15 protein-coding genes and 1 pseudogene are annotated in these 15519 nt (G+C 73.3%); 9 read left to right on the top strand and 7 right to left on the bottom strand.

Features of this window, described 5'->3' with window-relative positions; translation table 11 throughout:
* Positions 1-155: 155 nt before the first annotated feature.
* Positions 156-1790, bottom strand: a complete 1635-nt coding sequence (locus BJ965_RS07750) for an acyl-CoA dehydrogenase family protein (RefSeq protein WP_184907996.1) — start codon at positions 1788-1790, stop codon at positions 156-158.
* Between the two features lie 110 nt (positions 1791-1900).
* On the opposite strand from BJ965_RS07750, the gene BJ965_RS07745 reads away from it, so the two are divergent.
* A complete protein-coding gene (locus BJ965_RS07745; RefSeq protein WP_184907995.1) occupies positions 1901-3082 on the top strand; it encodes a YihY/virulence factor BrkB family protein in 1182 nt (393 codons plus the stop codon).
* A 115-nt stretch (positions 3083-3197) separates the two neighbouring features.
* On the opposite strand, the gene BJ965_RS07740 is transcribed toward BJ965_RS07745, so the two are convergent.
* Entirely contained in the window at positions 3198-4013 is an 816-nt protein-coding gene (locus BJ965_RS07740; protein ID WP_184916913.1) for an NmrA family NAD(P)-binding protein, read from the bottom strand.
* A gap of 171 nt (positions 4014-4184) precedes the next feature.
* On the opposite strand from BJ965_RS07740, the gene BJ965_RS07735 reads away from it, so the two are divergent.
* Complete coding sequence (locus BJ965_RS07735) at positions 4185-5156, top strand: AraC family transcriptional regulator (protein ID WP_184907994.1); 972 nt, start codon at positions 4185-4187, stop codon at positions 5154-5156.
* Between the two features lie 191 nt (positions 5157-5347).
* Positions 5348-6037: a helix-turn-helix domain-containing protein gene (locus tag BJ965_RS07730; protein WP_184907993.1), complete on the top strand. Its 690-nt coding sequence runs from the start codon at positions 5348-5350 to the stop codon at positions 6035-6037.
* Here BJ965_RS07730 and BJ965_RS07725 read toward each other — a convergent pair.
* The gene (locus BJ965_RS07725) at positions 6017-6421 is read right to left on the bottom strand and encodes a VOC family protein (protein WP_184907992.1); all 405 of its coding nucleotides are present in this window, start codon (positions 6419-6421) and stop codon (positions 6017-6019) included. The two genes, BJ965_RS07730 and BJ965_RS07725, sit on opposite strands and share 21 nt — an antisense overlap.
* A gap of 63 nt (positions 6422-6484) precedes the next feature.
* Between BJ965_RS07725 and BJ965_RS39860 the strand changes: the two genes are divergently transcribed.
* Complete coding sequence (locus BJ965_RS39860) at positions 6485-6616, top strand: hypothetical protein (protein WP_281402779.1); 132 nt, start codon at positions 6485-6487, stop codon at positions 6614-6616.
* Positions 6617-6652: 36 nt separating this feature from the next.
* On the opposite strand, the gene BJ965_RS07720 is transcribed toward BJ965_RS39860, so the two are convergent.
* Together BJ965_RS07720 and BJ965_RS07715 are read right to left on the bottom strand one after the other, a co-directional pair.
* Positions 6653-7117 (bottom strand): helix-turn-helix domain-containing protein, encoded by a 465-nt coding sequence (locus tag BJ965_RS07720; RefSeq protein ID WP_184907991.1) that lies wholly within the window; start codon positions 7115-7117, stop codon positions 6653-6655.
* Positions 7118-7285: 168 nt separating this feature from the next.
* On the bottom strand, positions 7286-8332 hold the full coding sequence (locus tag BJ965_RS07715; RefSeq protein ID WP_184907990.1) for a LacI family DNA-binding transcriptional regulator: 1047 nt from the start codon (positions 8330-8332) through the stop codon (positions 7286-7288).
* Between the two features lie 279 nt (positions 8333-8611).
* On the opposite strand from BJ965_RS07715, the pseudogene BJ965_RS07710 reads away from it, so the two are divergent.
* Positions 8612-9032 (top strand): annotated as a pseudogene (locus tag BJ965_RS07710) (alginate lyase family protein); the annotation flags it as partial.
* 161 nt (positions 9033-9193) lie between these two features.
* Positions 9194-10798 carry a carboxylesterase/lipase family protein gene (locus BJ965_RS07705; RefSeq protein WP_184907989.1) on the top strand — a complete coding sequence of 535 codons (1605 nt, stop codon included), beginning with the start codon at positions 9194-9196 and terminating at the stop codon, positions 10796-10798.
* On the opposite strand, the gene BJ965_RS07700 is transcribed toward BJ965_RS07705, so the two are convergent.
* The gene (locus BJ965_RS07700) at positions 10751-10954 is read right to left on the bottom strand and encodes a LacI family DNA-binding transcriptional regulator (RefSeq protein ID WP_376777905.1); all 204 of its coding nucleotides are present in this window, start codon (positions 10952-10954) and stop codon (positions 10751-10753) included. The genes BJ965_RS07705 and BJ965_RS07700 overlap by 48 nt on opposite strands.
* Before the next feature lie 154 nt (positions 10955-11108).
* Positions 11109-12020 carry a homocysteine S-methyltransferase gene (gene mmuM / locus BJ965_RS07695; RefSeq protein WP_184907988.1) on the bottom strand — a complete coding sequence of 304 codons (912 nt, stop codon included), beginning with the start codon at positions 12018-12020 and terminating at the stop codon, positions 11109-11111.
* A gap of 129 nt (positions 12021-12149) precedes the next feature.
* Here mmuM and BJ965_RS07690 point away from each other — a divergent pair, with 129 nt between their 5' ends.
* The 3 genes from BJ965_RS07690 to BJ965_RS07680 are packed head-to-tail and all read left to right on the top strand — an operon-like array spanning position 12150 to position 15519.
* Positions 12150-13532, top strand: a complete 1383-nt coding sequence (locus BJ965_RS07690; RefSeq protein ID WP_184907987.1) for an amino acid permease — start codon at positions 12150-12152, stop codon at positions 13530-13532.
* Between the two features lie 9 nt (positions 13533-13541).
* On the top strand, positions 13542-14660 hold the full coding sequence (locus BJ965_RS07685; protein ID WP_184907986.1) for an aminoglycoside phosphotransferase: 1119 nt from the start codon (positions 13542-13544) through the stop codon (positions 14658-14660).
* A gap of 31 nt (positions 14661-14691) precedes the next feature.
* Positions 14692-15519 (top strand): MOSC domain-containing protein, encoded by an 828-nt coding sequence (locus tag BJ965_RS07680; RefSeq protein WP_184907985.1) that lies wholly within the window; start codon positions 14692-14694, stop codon positions 15517-15519.

The following is a 15519-nucleotide window of genomic DNA, read 5'->3' as shown; positions in this document are numbered from 1 at the left end:
TGCAACCCTGGTGGACGGCCCGGCCGTGGCTGAAACTTGAGCGGCGCTGTCCCGAGCGGCGTTCGGAGGCTCGAACGGGCCAGTGCTGCGGGGGTGGTGCCGTGTCGGCGCAGCACCACCCCCGCTCTACGCGGACGAGTGACGTGTGGACCGGATCAGGACACCGGACGGGCCCGCTCCACCACCGACGCCAGGTCCAGCGTGTGCGGCAGCGTCCCGAACGCGGCGCCCGCGTCACCCCCGAACCGCCCCGCGCAGAACGCGTCGGCGACCTGCGGTGGCGCGAAACGGACCAGCAGCGAACCCTGGAGCACCAGCGCGAGCCGCTCCGCCAGCCGTCGAGCCCGCCCCTCCACGCCCTCCAGATCGGCCAGTTCGGTCAGAAGGTTCCTGATGGCCGCGTCGAGCCGGTGATCGGCGCCGCGCGCCTGCCCGATCTCCCGCAGATACGCGTCCAGCGCGCCCGGCTCCCGCTGCAGGGCCCGCAGCACGTCCAGCGCCTGCACGTTGCCCGCTCCCTCCCAGACCGAGTTCAGCGGCGACTCGCGCACCAGCCGCGGCATCCCGGACTCCTCCACGTACCCGTTGCCGCCGAGGCACTCCGCCGCCTCCACGGCAACCGACGGGCACCGCTTGGTCACCCAGTACTTGGCGGCCGGCACCGCGATCCGCAGCAGTGCCCGCTCCTGCTCGCCGCCGTCGTCGTACGCCGCCGCGAGCCGCAGCGCCAGCGTCGTCGCCGCCTCCGACTCGAGCGCCAGGTCGGCCAGGACGTTGCGCATCAGCGGCTTGTCGACGAGCTTCCCGCCGAACGCCTCACGGTGGGTGCAGTGGTGCACCGCCTGCGCCACGGCCTGCCGCATCAGCCCGGCGGAGCCGAGCACGCAGTCGAGCCGGGTCGCCGCGACCATCCCGATGATGGTGCGCACCCCGCGCCCCTCCTCGCCGACCCGGCGCGCCCAGGTCCCGTCGAACTCGACCTCGGCGGAGGCGTTCGACCGGTTGCCGAGCTTGTCCTTGAGCCGCTGGATCCGGAACACGTTGCGCGTGCCGTCCCGCAGCACCCGCGGCACCAGGAAGCAGCTCAGCCCGCCCGGGGCCTGCGCCAGCACCAGGAACCCGTCGGACATGGGCGCCGAGCAGAACCACTTGTGCCCGGTCAGCTCGTACGTCCCGTCCTCGGCGAGGGGCCGCGCCGACGTGGTGTTCGCCCGGACGTCGCTGCCGCCCTGCTTCTCCGTCATGCCCATCCCGAACAGTGCCCCGGCCTTGAGGTGCGCGGGCCGCAGCTCACGGTCGTAGACCATGGACGTCAGCCGCGGCTCCCACTCGGCGGCCAGATCCGGGTCGGTGCGCAGGGCCGGCACCGCCGCGTGCGTCATGGACAGCGGGCAGCCGTTGCCGGCCTCGACCTGGGTCCACACCAGGAAGGCGGCGGCCCGCCGCAGGTGCCCGGCCGGGCGGTCCCACGCCGCCGTCAGACCGGCCGAGACGCCCTTGCCGAGCAGCCGGTGCCAGGAGGGATGGAACTCGACCTCGTCGACGCGGTTGCCGTACCGGTCGTGCGTGAGCAGCCGGGGCGGGTTCTCGTTGGCCAGCCTCCCCCACTCCTGCACCTGGGCCGAGCCGGAGGTCCGGCCGAGTGCCGCCAGCTCCCCGAGGACCTCCTCGCGCAGATGCGGTTCCAGATGCCGCTCGACCGCGGCGGCCAGGGCCCGGTCGGCGGAGAAGACGTCGTACCCGACCAGCGGCGGGACCTGGTTCGTCACGGTGTGGGTGCTGCCTGCCATGCTGCGAACGTACCCCGGGGCAGCACCTCGGCACCCGGTGAACCCGGGCCCGTCCCCGAAGACCCGGCCTGTGGGTGAGTGCGGCAGGGCACGGCGGATACCGTTAGGGGGTGCAGCCAGCAAGCGAAACCCCCGACACGCCCTCCGGGCGCCTCCACCGGGCGCGGGCCCTCTACCGGAACGTCTCCAAACGCAGGACCGCCTGGCTGTTGGTCAAGGACACCGTCAACTCCTGCGTCGAATACCGCATCCTCGGCCTCGCGGCCGAGGCCGCGTTCTTCACACTCCTGTCGGTGCCGCCACTGCTGCTCAGCATGATCGGACTCCTCGGCTACGTCGACGCCTGGACCGGCGCCGACACCATCCAGAGCCTTCAGACCAACCTCCTGGAGGCCTCCCGCACGGTCCTGTCCGACCAGGGCGTCCGCGAGATCGCCCAGCCGATCCTGCACGACGTGATGAAGGGCGGCCGGCCCGACGTCATCTCCATCGGCTTCCTGTTCGCCCTGTGGTCGGGCTCCCGCGCGGTGAACGTCTTCATCGACACCATCACCGTGATGTACGGCCTCGACGGTGTCCGGGGCATCGTCAAGACCCGGCTGATGGCCTTCCTGCTGTTCATCGTGGCCCTGCTGATCGGCTCGGTCGCGCTGCCGTTGATGGTGGCCGGGCCGGACGCCGTGGTGCGGATCGTGCCGTGGTCGACGACGGTCGTCCAGGTCCTCTACTGGCCCACGGTGATCCTCCTGTCGATCGCCTTCCTGACGACGCTGTACCACGTGTCGGTGCCGGTCCGCTCCCCGTGGATCGAGGACGTGCCCGGCGCGCTGGTCGCCCTCGGCATGTGGGTGCTCGGCAGCTTCCTGCTGCGGATCTACCTGACCAGCACGGTCGAGGGCCCCACGATCTACGGCTCCCTCGCCGCGCCCGTCGCCGTGCTGCTGTGGATCGGCGTGGCCGCGTTCGCCGTGCTCGTCGGGGCCGCGGTCAACGCCGCCATCGACCGGGTCTGGCCGGCCGCCGCCACGGCCGCGGCCCGCGAGGCCAACGAGCGGCTGCGGCAGGCGCAGGTCGCCGAGTACGTGGCACGCGCCACCGCCGCGGGCGAGGCCGACCCCGACATGCCCTCCGAGTTCCCGGAACGCTGGTCGCGCTTCCTGCCGCCGGAGGACGTGTCGGCCCGGCTGCGCACCCACGTGAAGAGCACCCACGTCAAGAACAGCCACGTGAAGAACAGTCATGTGAAGAGCAGCCAGGTCAACGGGGAGGGGCAGCCGCCCGAGGAGAAGTGACGGCCGCCGCCGTCAGCCCTCCACGGCGCGCCGTGGTCCTCCTCTCGCAGGCCTCCAGGCCCTCGCCGTGGTCCTCCTCTCCCAGGCCTCCAGGCTCCTGCCGCGGCCTCCTCCGTCAGGCATTCCAGGTCCCCGCCGCGGCCTCCTCGCGCACGAAGTCGCCGAAGTCCCGCGGCGCACGGCCCAGCACCTCGCGCACGCCGTCCGAGAGGTGCGCGTTACGGCCGTCGAGGAGGGTGTCGAAGATCGCCGTCATCCCCGCCACCTCCTCCGGCGGCACACCGAAACCGACCAGCGCCTCTCCGTAGTCGCGCGTCGAGACGGCCCGGTACGTCAGCGGGCGCCCCGTCGCCCTGGCGATCTCCGCGACGGCCGCCCCGAAGGTCAGCAGCCGCGCCCCGGAGAGCGTGAGCGTGCGCCCCACGTAGTGCTCGCCGGACGTCAGAGCGCTCACCACCACATCCGCGATGTCCCGCACGTCGAGGAACGGCTCGCGCACCTCGTCGGCCGGGAAGACCAGCTCACCGCTCTCCCGCAGCTCGGCCACCAGCGGCCCCTCGCTGAAGTTCTGCGCGAACCACGCGGCCCGTACGACCGTCCAGTCCGCCCCCGAGGCGTGCAGCGCCTCCTCGGTGGGCAGGGCCTGGTCCTCGCCCCGCGCGGACAGCAGCACCAGCCGCCGCACCCCGAGCCCGACCCCCTCCCGCGCGAGCGCGCCGACCGCCTCGGCGGCACCCGGGGCGCCGACGTCCGAGGGGTGGGCGAGATAGGCCGCGTCGGCGCCGCGCAGGGTGTCCGCCCAGGTCGAGCGGTCCCACCAGTCGAAGCCCGTCGCCCGCGACGCCGCCCGTACCGTGAGCCCGGTCGCCTCCGCGGCCCGCGCCACCCGGCTCCCGGTACGCCCCGAGGCGCCCGTCACCACCACCGTCATGCCCGGCGCGTTCCGTGTCGCGTCCCGTGTCGCGTCCCGTGTCGCGTCCCGTGTCGCGTCCCGTGTCGTGTTCTCCGCCGTGTTCGTCATGCCGTCGAGTCAACTGCCGTACACCGCACGGAACCATCGCTGAACGGCTCATTCCCATACGACCGCGTCTACGCTGGCCGCATGGACCCGCCCCCACGCTCGAACACGCTCACGCGGGGGGACCCCCTTGCCGGTCTGCTGGAGGGCCCCCGCGCCCGGGGCGCGTTCATGATCAGGGCCTGCTTCGACCCGCCGTGGGCGGTCCGCGTCGAGGACCGGGCCCCGCTCACCGTGATGCTCGTCGTCCGCGGCGAGGCATGGATCGTGCCCGACCGGGGCGAGAGGGCGCGGCTCGCGGCCGGGGACCTCGCCATCGCCCGCGGCCCGGACCCGTACACCTGCGCCGACGACCCCGGCACGGCACCGCAGGCGGTGATCCTGCCGCACCAGGAGTGCCGCCACCCCGACGGACGGCCCCTCAACGGCTCCATGGACCTGGGGGTGCGCACCTGGGGCGACCGGCTCGACGGCGACACCGTGATGCTGATCGGCACCTACCCGATGCAGGGCGAGGTCGGCGGGCGGCTGCTGGACGCCCTGCCGCCGCTGCTCACCCTCACGACCGACGTGTGGGACTGCCCGCTCACGCCCTACCTCGCCGAGGAGATCGTCCGCGACGAGCCGGGGCAGGAGGTCGTCCTGGACCGGTTGCTGGACCTGCTGGTCATCGCCGCGCTGCGGGCCTGGTTCGCCCGCCCCGAGGCGGAGGCACCGGCCTGGTACCGGGCCCTCGCCGACCCGGTCGTCGGCGGAGTGCTGCGCCTCCTCCAGGACGACCCGGCCCACCCGTGGACCGTCGCCACGCTCGCCGCGAAGGCCGGGGTGTCCCGGGCCGCGCTGGCCCGGCGCTTCACCGGCCTGGTGGGCGAGCCCCCGATGAGCTACCTCACCGGCTGGCGCCTCGCCCTCGCCGCCGACCGTCTGCGCGACTCCACCGACACCCTCGACGCGGTGGCCCGCAGGGTGGGCTACGGCAGCGCGTTCGCTCTGTCGACGGCGTTCAAGCGGGTGTACGGGGTGAGCCCGGTGGAGTACCGGGGGCGGGCTGCGTAGCGGCGGGCACAGGGAGGGGGCGGGCTGCGTAGCGGCGGGCACAGGGAGCTTGGCTGTCGTCGCCGGGGCGGAGCTGGTGCCTGATGCCTGGTGCCGGGTCGGTCCCCGTGCCCGCTGTCGGGCGGGCCCTCGTGCCTGCCGTCGGCTCGGCCCCCGTGCCGGGCGCCGGGCCGCGGCGTAGCCTGGCCCCCGTGTACGTGGAGCGGGCGTCGCGGCTGCCCGGGGCGGTCGTGTGGACCAACACCCCGTCCCGGCCCGGGGTGGGACGGGTCCTGCCAGACGGGTGCATGGACCTGCTCTGGCACGACGGGCGGCTGATGGTCGCCGGGCCCGACACCCGCGCGTACCTTCCGGGGGGTGCGACCGGCCCCTGGGCCGGGATCCGCTTCTACCCGGGCACGGCACCGGCGCTGCTGGGCGTACCGGCGCACGAGCTGCGCGACCGGCGCGTCGAGCTCGCGGACCTGTGGCCGGCCTCGCAGGTGCGGCGCCTGGCCGACCAGGTGAACGCGGCCCCCGACCCGGCGAGCGGCCTGGAGGACCTGGCGGTGCGGCAGGCGGCCGGTGCCGAACCCCCGGACCCGCTGCTCCGGCAGGTCGTCACCGCCTTGGACGCGGGCCGCCCCGTCGCCGCCACCGCCGGTGAACTCGGTCTCGGCGCACGCCAGTTGCACCGCCGCTCGCTGTCCGCCTTCGGCTACGGCCCCAAGACCCTGGCCCGCATCCTGCGGCTGCGCCGCGCCCTCGCGCTGGCCCGGGCCGGTGTGCCCTTCGCACAGACGGCCGCCCGGGCCGGCTACGCCGATCAGGCCCATCTGGCCCGTGACGTGAGGGAGTTGTCGGGACTTCCGCTGGGGGAGCTACTCGGCGGCGGTGGCTAGCGGGGCGTACAGATCCACTCCGTTGCCGTCCGGGTCGTGGACGACGGCGTACCGCTGCCCCCAGAAGGCGTCCCACGGCTTGAGCTCGCCGTGGTACCCCGAGCCGACCAGTTCCCCGTACAGCGCGTCCACCTCCTCGGGTCCGTCGCAGCGCAGGGCCAGCGAGGCCCGGCCCCCGCCCGCAGGGGGCTGCCACTCGGGCAGGAAGGAACGGACCGTCGCCTCGGTGTCGAACATCAGCCGCAGCCCGCCGGGCAGTTCCGCCTCGGCGTGCGGCTGGTCCTCGGAGCCCTCCGGGAAGGCGAACCCGAGCCGCCGGTAGAACGCGATGGAGGCGGCCATGTCGGAGACGACCAGGCCGATGGCATCGAATCGTGCAGTCATGGGGCCACCGTAGGCAGGGCCCCGCTGTCCGGTCTTGAACGAATCGGACACCCCGGTCCGGTCGTGCTCGGCGGTGCCGCACCCTGGCGCGGGCCCGAAAATTTCGGCTGCTTCAAGCGCGTGGGCGGCAAGTACCAGGTGAAGCTGAAGAACGTCGGTCCGTGGAAGTACGCCCGCTACCGCACGCTCGGCTGAGCGACACCGTCGCCGGGGAGCGGAGGGCCGTGACGGTCACCCGCTCCCCACCGGCAGCACCCACAGCAGCCAGGCCGGCAGCACCACGATGACCCCGAACGACACCAGCGCCGCCGCCCGCCACCGCCGGTACGCGGCACCGGTCGGTGCCGCCGCCCGCCACCGCCGGTACGCGGCACCGGTCGGCGGCTCGTCCGCCACCGGCTCCGCCGGCCCGGCCGCCACCGCCGCCCCGTGCGGCCACGTCCGGTCGGCCAGATCCCACAACGCCGGCAGCCGCACCTGCTCTGTCCCAGCCATCCGGCACAGTGCCTGCACCGCTCCCCGCGGCGGCTGCTTGGCCCCGCTGAGGTACCGCTGCCACGACGACTTGCTGTAGGCGGTCCGCCGGGCCAGCTCGGCAAGGCTCAGACCCGTACGGTCCTTCAGGGCCCTCAGCTGCTCGACCAGGTGCCGCGCCTCCCTCGGCCGTACGTCCGGAAGCGGCCGCCAGCGTGTCATGGTCGTCCCCCCCCCACTGCTCGCCGCCGTCCCCGCCCCCTCCCCACCGCAACGTTCGACGCGGGCCCGTTCCGGCCAGTTCCCCCCGATGGCGGGCGCGCGACGCGCACAAGGGGGGTGCGGCGAGCGCCCGCACGACCACGGTTCGGCCGGGAGCACCCCTGGGCGCTATGCGGACCGCGGAGCCGCCGTGCTCGCCCGCTCCACCAGCCGCGTCGACAGTTCCGTCCGTGTGCTCTCCGGGTGATGGCCGTCCATCATGCGCAGCAGCGACCGCAGGGCTGTCGCGGCCATCTCGGACAGCGGCTGGCGCACGGTGGTCAGGGCGGGGGAGGCCCAGCGCGCCTCGGGCAGATCGTCGAAGCCGACCACACTGATGTCGTCCGGGACCCTCAACCCCCTTTCGGCCAGGGCCTCGTAGACCCCGAGTGCCATCCGGTCCGAGCAGACGAAGACGGCGGTCGGCGGCTCGGGCAGGTCGAGGAGTTCCAGCATGCGGCGATGGGCCACGCTCTCGTCGAAACCGGCGTGCCGGACGTACTCGGCGCGGTGCCGGACCCCGGCCGCCGCCAGCGCCGAGCGGTACCCGGCGACCCGGGCACTGCTGCACAGCGTGCGCCGGGGACCGGCGATGACGGCGACCCGCTCGTGGCCCAGGGACAGCAGATGCTCCGTGGCCGTCAGCCCGCCCTGCCAGTTCGCCGCCCCCACCGAGACGACGCCCTCCGGCGGTTCCTGCACCGGATCGATCATCACGAAGGGGATGCGGTGCTGCTCCAGCCACGCGTACTGCGAGTCGCTCAGCTCGGCCAGGTTGAACAGGACGCCGGAGGAGCCGCGGGCGACCAGCTTGTCCAGCCAGCCGCGTTCCGGGCGGCCGACCCGGGAGCGGACCAGAGCCGCCGACACCACGACCTCCAGGCCCGCGTCGTGCGCCGCCTCCTCCACGCCGTGCAGCACCGCGCCCGACCAGGAACTCTCCAGCGAGTGCACGACCAGGTCGACCAGCCGGGGTGCCTTCGCCGCGTCGAAGCGGGGTCTGCGCACGTACCCGAGCCGGTCGAGTGCCTCGGTCACGCGGCGGCGGGTCTCGGGTGCCACGTCCTCACGGCCGTTGACCACCTTCGACGCGGTCGGCACCGACACCCCCGCCTCGCGCGCCACGACCGCCAGTGTCGGACCGGCAGCCACGCTCGCACTCGCCGTACGGACCATCGGGGAACCCACCTCTCCGGCCCGCCCGTGGGCCGTGGAAAGTTTCGACCAGCGCTGCCGACGGCGGGCACGAGGTCCGGCCGGGCAGAAAGCGCTTCCTACTCTAGGTGCGGCGCAGGACGGCGGGAAGGGAAAGTGAATTCACCGCCACACGCCGGTCAAAACTTTCGAAACCCCGAACAGTCCCTCAGTCAGGTGTGCAGGTCAGCCGAAACCCGGTGAAGTCCGCCGTGAACGCCGCGTCCACGAGGTCCCGGGCATGGACCCCGCCATCACCCCGGTTGGGTGCAGTTCGCTAACGCCTGTGAACTCATGCGCGACTACTCCGGGTTCGACCTCGCCGCCGCCCAGGAGATGCTGGTCAGAGTCTTCTACCCGCTCAACAACCAGTTCCTCACCGGCCACAACGACGCCTGCATCACCAACTACTGGGCCACCTGGGACCTGTGCAACATGGCCGCGGTCGCCGCGACCAGGGCCACACCGTCATGGGCATGGGCCAGATGGGCGCGCTCTGCGAGATGGCCTGGAACCAGGGCGACGACCTCTACTCCTATGACGGCCGCCGGCTGCTCCTCGACGACAAGTACATCTCCCAGATGTGCTTCTCCGTCGCCCCGAGGGCGGAGGAGGTGACTACGGCACCACCAGCGGCGGATTCGACCAGCTCGGGTTCGGCACGCTGATGTACGCGAAGTAGCCGTGTACATCGAGTAACCGCCCCCGTCGGGTGACGGCGCACGCGGTGTAACCGCGTACCCCGAACAGCCCCCTCATCCGCTCGTGCGCCGGAATACCGGAACACAATGAGTTGCTCTGATCCTCACGGTGCACGAGCGCGGTGAGGAGGCCGGTGGACGGATGACGGCAGACCAGGCAGACCCCGTGGTGAGCACGCCCCATGGTGCCCTCCGGGGCCGGTACGAGGGCGGTGTCGCGGTCTTCCGTGGCATCCCGTACGCGGCCCCTCCCTTCGGTCCTCGCCGCTTCCGCCCGCCCGTGCCCCTGCCGCCCTGGGACGGTGTCCGCGACGCCGGCGCCTTCGGCCCCACCCCGCCGAAACCGCCGTACTCCGACGCCTTCGCCCACTACCTGTCCGACCCGGTCGTGCCCGGCGACGACTGCCTCAACCTCAACGTCTGGACCCCGCAGCCCGACCCCGGAGCCCGTCTCCCCGTCCTCGTGTGGATCCACGGCGGCGCCCTGACCAGGGGTTCTTCCGCCGTACCCGTCTACGACGGCCACGCCTTCGCCCGCGACGGCGTGGTCTGTGTATCCATCAACTACCGGTTGGGCGTCGAGGGCTACGGACTGTTCCCGGACACGCCCCCGAATCCCGGTCTGCGCGACCAGATCGCAGCCCTGACCTGGGTCCACGAGACGATCGAGGCCTTCGGCGGGGACCCCGGCCGCATCACTCTCTTCGGGCAGTCCGCCGGGGCGATCAGTATCGGCGCCCTCATCGCCGCCCCGCAGACCCAGGGGCTGGTCCGCCGGGCCGTCCTGCAGAGCGGGCCGCCGGAGGCGTCCGAGCGGGCCAAGGTACGGCGCATGGTCCGCCGGATGGCCTCTCGGCTGAAGATCCCCGCCACCGCCGAGGCCTTCGCGGCCGTCGACCGCGACCTGCTGCTCCGTACCCAGGCCGAGGTGGGCAAGCTGAGCGGCCCGGTGGTCGGAGGCCCCGCGTTCGGCCTCGTCATCGACGGCGACGTCGTCCCCCGTGACCCGCTGGAGGCCCTCACGGACGGTGGCGCGGCCCCCGGCGTCGAACTGCTGCTGGGCTGGACCCGCGACGAATACCGGCTCTGGCTGGTACCGGGCGGACTCCTGGAGCGCGTCGACCGCCTCGGAGCCGTCGCCCTCGCGGGCGCCATGGCCCGCTGCCACTGCGGGAGCGAGGTCCCGCGCGGCTACCGCACCCTGCACCCCGAGGCCGGCACCGCGGAGATCGTCGGACAGCTCGTCACCGACCACCTGCTCCGCATCCCCCTGCACCACCTGGCCGACGCCCGCACGGAACCGTCGTACGTCTACGAGTTCGCCTGGCCCTCGAACCTCCCCGACCTCGGCTCCTGCCACGCGCTGGAGCTGGGCTTCGTCTTCGACACCGGGGACGTCGCCGAATCCCGGAAACTGGCGGGGGAGGGCGCGCCGCAGGAGCTGGCGGACGCCATGCACACGGCCTGGGTGCGGTTCGCCACGGACGGCGACCCCGGCTGGGAACGCTGGGACGACGCGCACCCGGTGCGGGTGTTCGGAGACCGCACGCCGGACGCCGAGAACGGGCTCGCCTACACGGCCCACGGCCCCCGGGACCGTGAACTCGCCCTCTGGAACGCCGACGCCCTCCGGCCTCCGGAGCCCGCACCCACGGTGGTCCCGGCCGACGTCTCGCCCAACCGAAGCGAGGAACTGCGGTCAGCCGTACGGCGACTCCGCCGCGCCGGCGCTCTGCGACGCCACTGACAGCTCGCGGACCGCCCGCATCACGCTCCCGCGGGTCGCCGCGCTCACCGGATACACCCCGCCCAGCACCCGGGACACCGTCGACGCGGAGACCCCCGCACACGCCGCGACGTCCCGGATGGTGCTGCGGCCCGCGTCCTCGCTCTTCCTCGTCATGCCTGCCTCGGCTCTCCGGGCACCGGTCCGCACCCACCCCCTCGGGAACCGCGGCAACGCCGCAGCAACCGGTTCCCATGACGGGGGCTGGCAGCGGGGAGGGGGCGCAGGAGGGGTGTGCGCGTACCTCCGGGCAGGGCGCGATGCCGTAGGGCTACGCCGTTCCCAGGGTCCCCGCGATGCCCGCGATGCCATCCGGACCCACCCGGCAGCAGCCGCCGATCAGCCGGGCCCCCGCCTGCTGCCAGCCCTTCACCTGGCCGGTGGTGAAGGTGGACCGGCCCGACCAGGCACGCGCCTCGGCGTCCCAGGTCTCGCCGCTGTTGGGGTAGACGACGACCGGCTTGCCGGTGACGCGCGCGGCCGTCGCCGCCGCGGCCTCCACGTCCTCGGGCGCGCAGCAGTTCACCCCGACCGCGATCACCTCGTCCGCCTCGGCGGCCAGGGCGAAGGCCTCCTCCAGCGGCTGCCCGGCACGCGTGCGGTCACCTGCGACGGAGTACGTCAGCCAGGCCGGCACCCCGAGCCCGCGCACCGCCCGCAGCAGGGCCGCGGCCTCGTCGGCGTCCGGGACCGTCTCCAGCGCCAGGACGTCAGGCCGGGCCGCGGCCAGCACCTCCAGGCGCGGCCGGTGGAAACGCTCCAGCTCGTCCACGCTCAGCCCGTAGCGTCCCCGGTACTCCGAGCCGTCCGCGAGCATCGCCCCGTACGGGCCGGCCGACGCCGCCACCCACAAGGGCCGCGGGACAGCGGCGCGCCGGACCGCCTCCCGGGCCGACTCCACGCTCAGCGCCATGAGTTCGGCCGCCCGGTCACGGCTGATCCCGCGCTTGGCGAACCCCTCGAACGTGGCCTGGTAGCTGGCGGTGATCGCCACGTCCGCCCCGGCCCGGAAGTAGGCGAGATGCGCCTCGGTCACCGCCTCCGGCTGTTCGGCGAGCAGCCGTGCCGACCACAGCTCGTCGCTCAGGTCGTGCCCGTCCGACTCGAGCTGGTTGGACATGCCGCCGTCGAGGACGACCGTTCCGGCGGCGAGGGCTTCGGCGAGGGTGATGGTGCTCGTCATGCGAACGACCGTAGCCGAGATCCGCCCGTGGTCCCCAGCCGATTGTGTCCATCAGATGAACAGATCGACCAGCATATGGGATGACGGTTACGATCAGGACCCTCTCCCTCCGCTTGTACAGGAACCCTCATGACCGTCCCCAGGCCCACCGAGGCCGCCGAACCCGCCGAGTCGGCCACCGCCGCGGCGCCCGCTCCCCGCCGCACCTTCGGCCTCGCCGCCGCCACGGCCCTCGTCATGGGCAACATCATCGGCGGCGGCATCTTCGCCCTGCCCGCCACCGTCGCCCCCTACGGCACGATCAGCCTGCTCGCCTTCCTCGTGCTCTCCGTCGGAGCCGTGCTGCTCGCCCTGCTCTTCGGCAAGCTCGCACGCCGCAGCCCCGTGACCGGCGGCCTGTACGTCTACCCGCGGGACGCCTTCGGCGAGTTCGCCGGATTCCTGTCGGCCTGGTCGTACTGGACGATGTGCTGGGTCAGCATCGCCGCCCTGGCCGTCGCGGTCGTCGGCTACGTCGACGTCCTGATACCCCTGCACGGCAACCACGCCCTCCAGGCCCTCGTCGCGATGGCCGCCCTGTGGCTGCCCGCCGCGGCGAACTTCGCGGGCACGCGCTGGGTCGGCGCGGTGCAGGTCGTCTCCACGATCCTGAAGTTCGTGCCGCTGCTCCTGCTCGCCACGATCGGTCTGTTCTTCGTCGACGCGGACAACTTCGGCCCGTTCAACGCCTCCGGCCAGAGCGTCTCCGGCGCGCTCGCCGCCTCCGCCGCGCTGCTGCTGTACAGCTTCCTCGGCGTCGAGTCGGCCGCGGTCAGCGCGGGCGAGGTCCGCGACCCCGAGCGCACCGTGGGCCGGGCGAGCGTCCTCGGCACCCTGGCCTCCGCCCTCGTCTACGTCCTCGGCACGATCGCCGTCTTCGGACTGGTCCCGCACGACCGGCTCGTCGAGTCGGGCGCCCCCTTCGCCGACGCCGTGAACGCGATCACAGGCGGCGGCTGGGGCGGCACCGCCATCGCCCTGGTCGCCGTCGCCTCGATCACCGGCTGCCTCAACGGGTGGATCCTCATGGCCGCGCAGATGCCGTACGCCGCCGCCCGCGACGGCCTCTTCCCGGCGCCCTTCGCCCGCCTCGGCAAGGGCGGCGTCCCCGGGTTCGGGGTGTGGGCCTGCGCGGTCCTCGGCAGCCTCCTCATCGCCCTCAACTACACGGCCGGCCCGGACACCACGTTCCGTGTCCTCGTCCTGATCACCACGTTCACCGGCTGCGTGCCGTACCTGCTGTCGGCGGCGGCCCAGCTGTACTGGCTGGCCCGCGGCACCCGCGACCGCGTCCGCCCCGCCGGACTCGCCCGGGACCTGACGGTCGCGGCCCTCTCCTTCGGCTTCTCGTTCTGGCTGATCGCCGGTGCCGGGTACGCCGCCGTCTATCAGGGCGTGTTGTTCCTGTTCGCCGGAATCCCGGTGTACGTGTGGCTGCGGGGACGCAAGGACACGGTGGAGGCGGCGGCATAGCATCGGGGGATGCCCGAGGTCGCTGCAGCGCCAGCCGAAGTACGTGAGGTCCTGGGAGTCCCGGCGGACAGGGCGGTGTTCGAGCCGCTCACGCACAACCCGTGCAACGGCGTCACGGCCGGGGTGTGGCGGGTCACCGGCGGCGACCGCTCGGCCGTCCTGAAGGTCCTGACGCGGACGAAGGAGACCGCCGTCAGCTGGGCGGCGTCCAATGATCCGCGCCACTGGAACTTCTGGCGCCGCGAGGCGTACGTCTACGGGGCCGGCCTCGCCCAGGTCTGGCAGCGGTACGGCATCCGCGCACCCCGGCTCCTGGAGTGCGCCGAACGCCCCGACGGCGACGTGGCGTTGTGGCTGGAGGACGTGCCGGGCGCACCGGCGACCGCCTGGTCCCTGACCCGCCACGTCGACCACGCCCACCGCCTGGGAGCCGCACAGGGGACGGTGGGCGCGGGGGAGGACACCCCGTGGCTCTCGCGGCGCTTCCTGCGCGACTACACGGCGGGGAAGACGACGGGCGAGGCCCTGCTCGACACCGACGAGGCGTGGCAACACCCCCTGATCCGACGGCACTTCCCGCCCGGCCTGCGCGAGGACATGGTCCGCCTCCGCCACGACCGCGAGTGGTTCCTCACGGTCATGGAGTCGCTGCCCCGCGCCCTGTGCCACCTCGACCAGTGGCCGGCGAACCTCCGCGCGGACGGTCCCGACGCGGGCGTCCTGCTCGACTGGGCCTTCACCGGCGACGGCGCCCTGGGCGAGGACCTCGGCAACTACCTCCCGGACTGCGTCTTCGACCTGTTCGTCCCCGCCGCCGACCTGCCGGGCCTGGCCAAGGCGGCGTACGACGCCTACGTGCAGGGACTGCGCGGGAGCGGCTGGCGCGGCGACGAAGCCCTCGTCCGACTCGGCGTGTGCGCCTCCGCGGTGAAGTACGACTGGCTCGCCGCAATGATGCTGGCGCGAGCGGACGAGGAGCCGGTGGCCTACGGCGGCGAAGGCACCGTCCCGGCCGAACTCCGCTACCGGGAAAGGGGGCTGGCCCTGGCGTACCTCGCCGAATGGGCCGCCGAGGCGCGGCTGCTGGCGCCCCGGCTCGGGTTCCCCGAAGCCCCCAGCGGCCGCTGACCCGTCGAACCGCCGTACGGAACGGAAGGCCATGGCTCGAGTCGTCGAATTGTCCTACTACCCCGTCAAGGGCTGTGCCGGTACGTCGGTTCCCGAGGCGCTGCTGACCCGGGCGGGACTGGCGCACGACCGCAGCTTCATGGTCGTCAGCGAGGAGGGCGTGTACCGGACGCAGCGCCGGGACCCACTGCTGGCCGTCATCCGCCCCCTCATCACCTCCGACGGCGGCCACCTCACGCTCACCGCACCCGGCGCCGAGCCCCTCCACCTCCGGGTGGACACGTCCGGCACCCGGCAGAAGGTGGACCTGTTCGGAACCGCTTACCAGGGCATCGACCAGGGCGAGGAGGCAGCGGACTGGCTCTCGGACCGGCTCGGCGTACGGAGCCGGCTGGTACGGACCCCACCGGAACACGGCCGGGTGACCGACGGCCTGACACCCGGCACCTCCGGCTACGCCGACAGCTGCGCCCTGCACGTCCTCTCCCGCTCCACCCTCGACCTCCTCAACACCAGGATGACCGCCCGGGGCGCCCGGCCCCTCCCCGTCGACCGCTTCCGCCCCAACCTCGTCGTCGACGGCTGGGACGACCCCCACACCGAGGACCGCGCGCACCGCCTGCGCATCGGCACCACGGAACTGGGATACGCCAAGCTCGCCATCCGCTGCGCGGTCACGCTGGTCGACCAGGACGTCGGCACCCGGGCGGGCCCGGAGCCCCTGCGCACCCTCGCCGGCTACCGCCGAGCCACCGAGGGCGGCGTCGCCTTCGGCACGAAGTACGCGGTCCTCCGGCCCGGCAGGGTGGCGGTGGGGGACGAGGTGGAGGTCACGGTGTGGGGCGAGTCCGAGCTGTGA

Source organism: Streptomyces luteogriseus (genome assembly GCF_014205055.1).
GTDB classification, from domain to species: Bacteria; Actinomycetota; Actinomycetes; order Streptomycetales; family Streptomycetaceae; genus Streptomyces; species Streptomyces luteogriseus.
The sequence above is the reverse complement of the archived record's forward strand: the minus strand, read 5'-3'. Positions and strand labels throughout refer to the sequence as shown.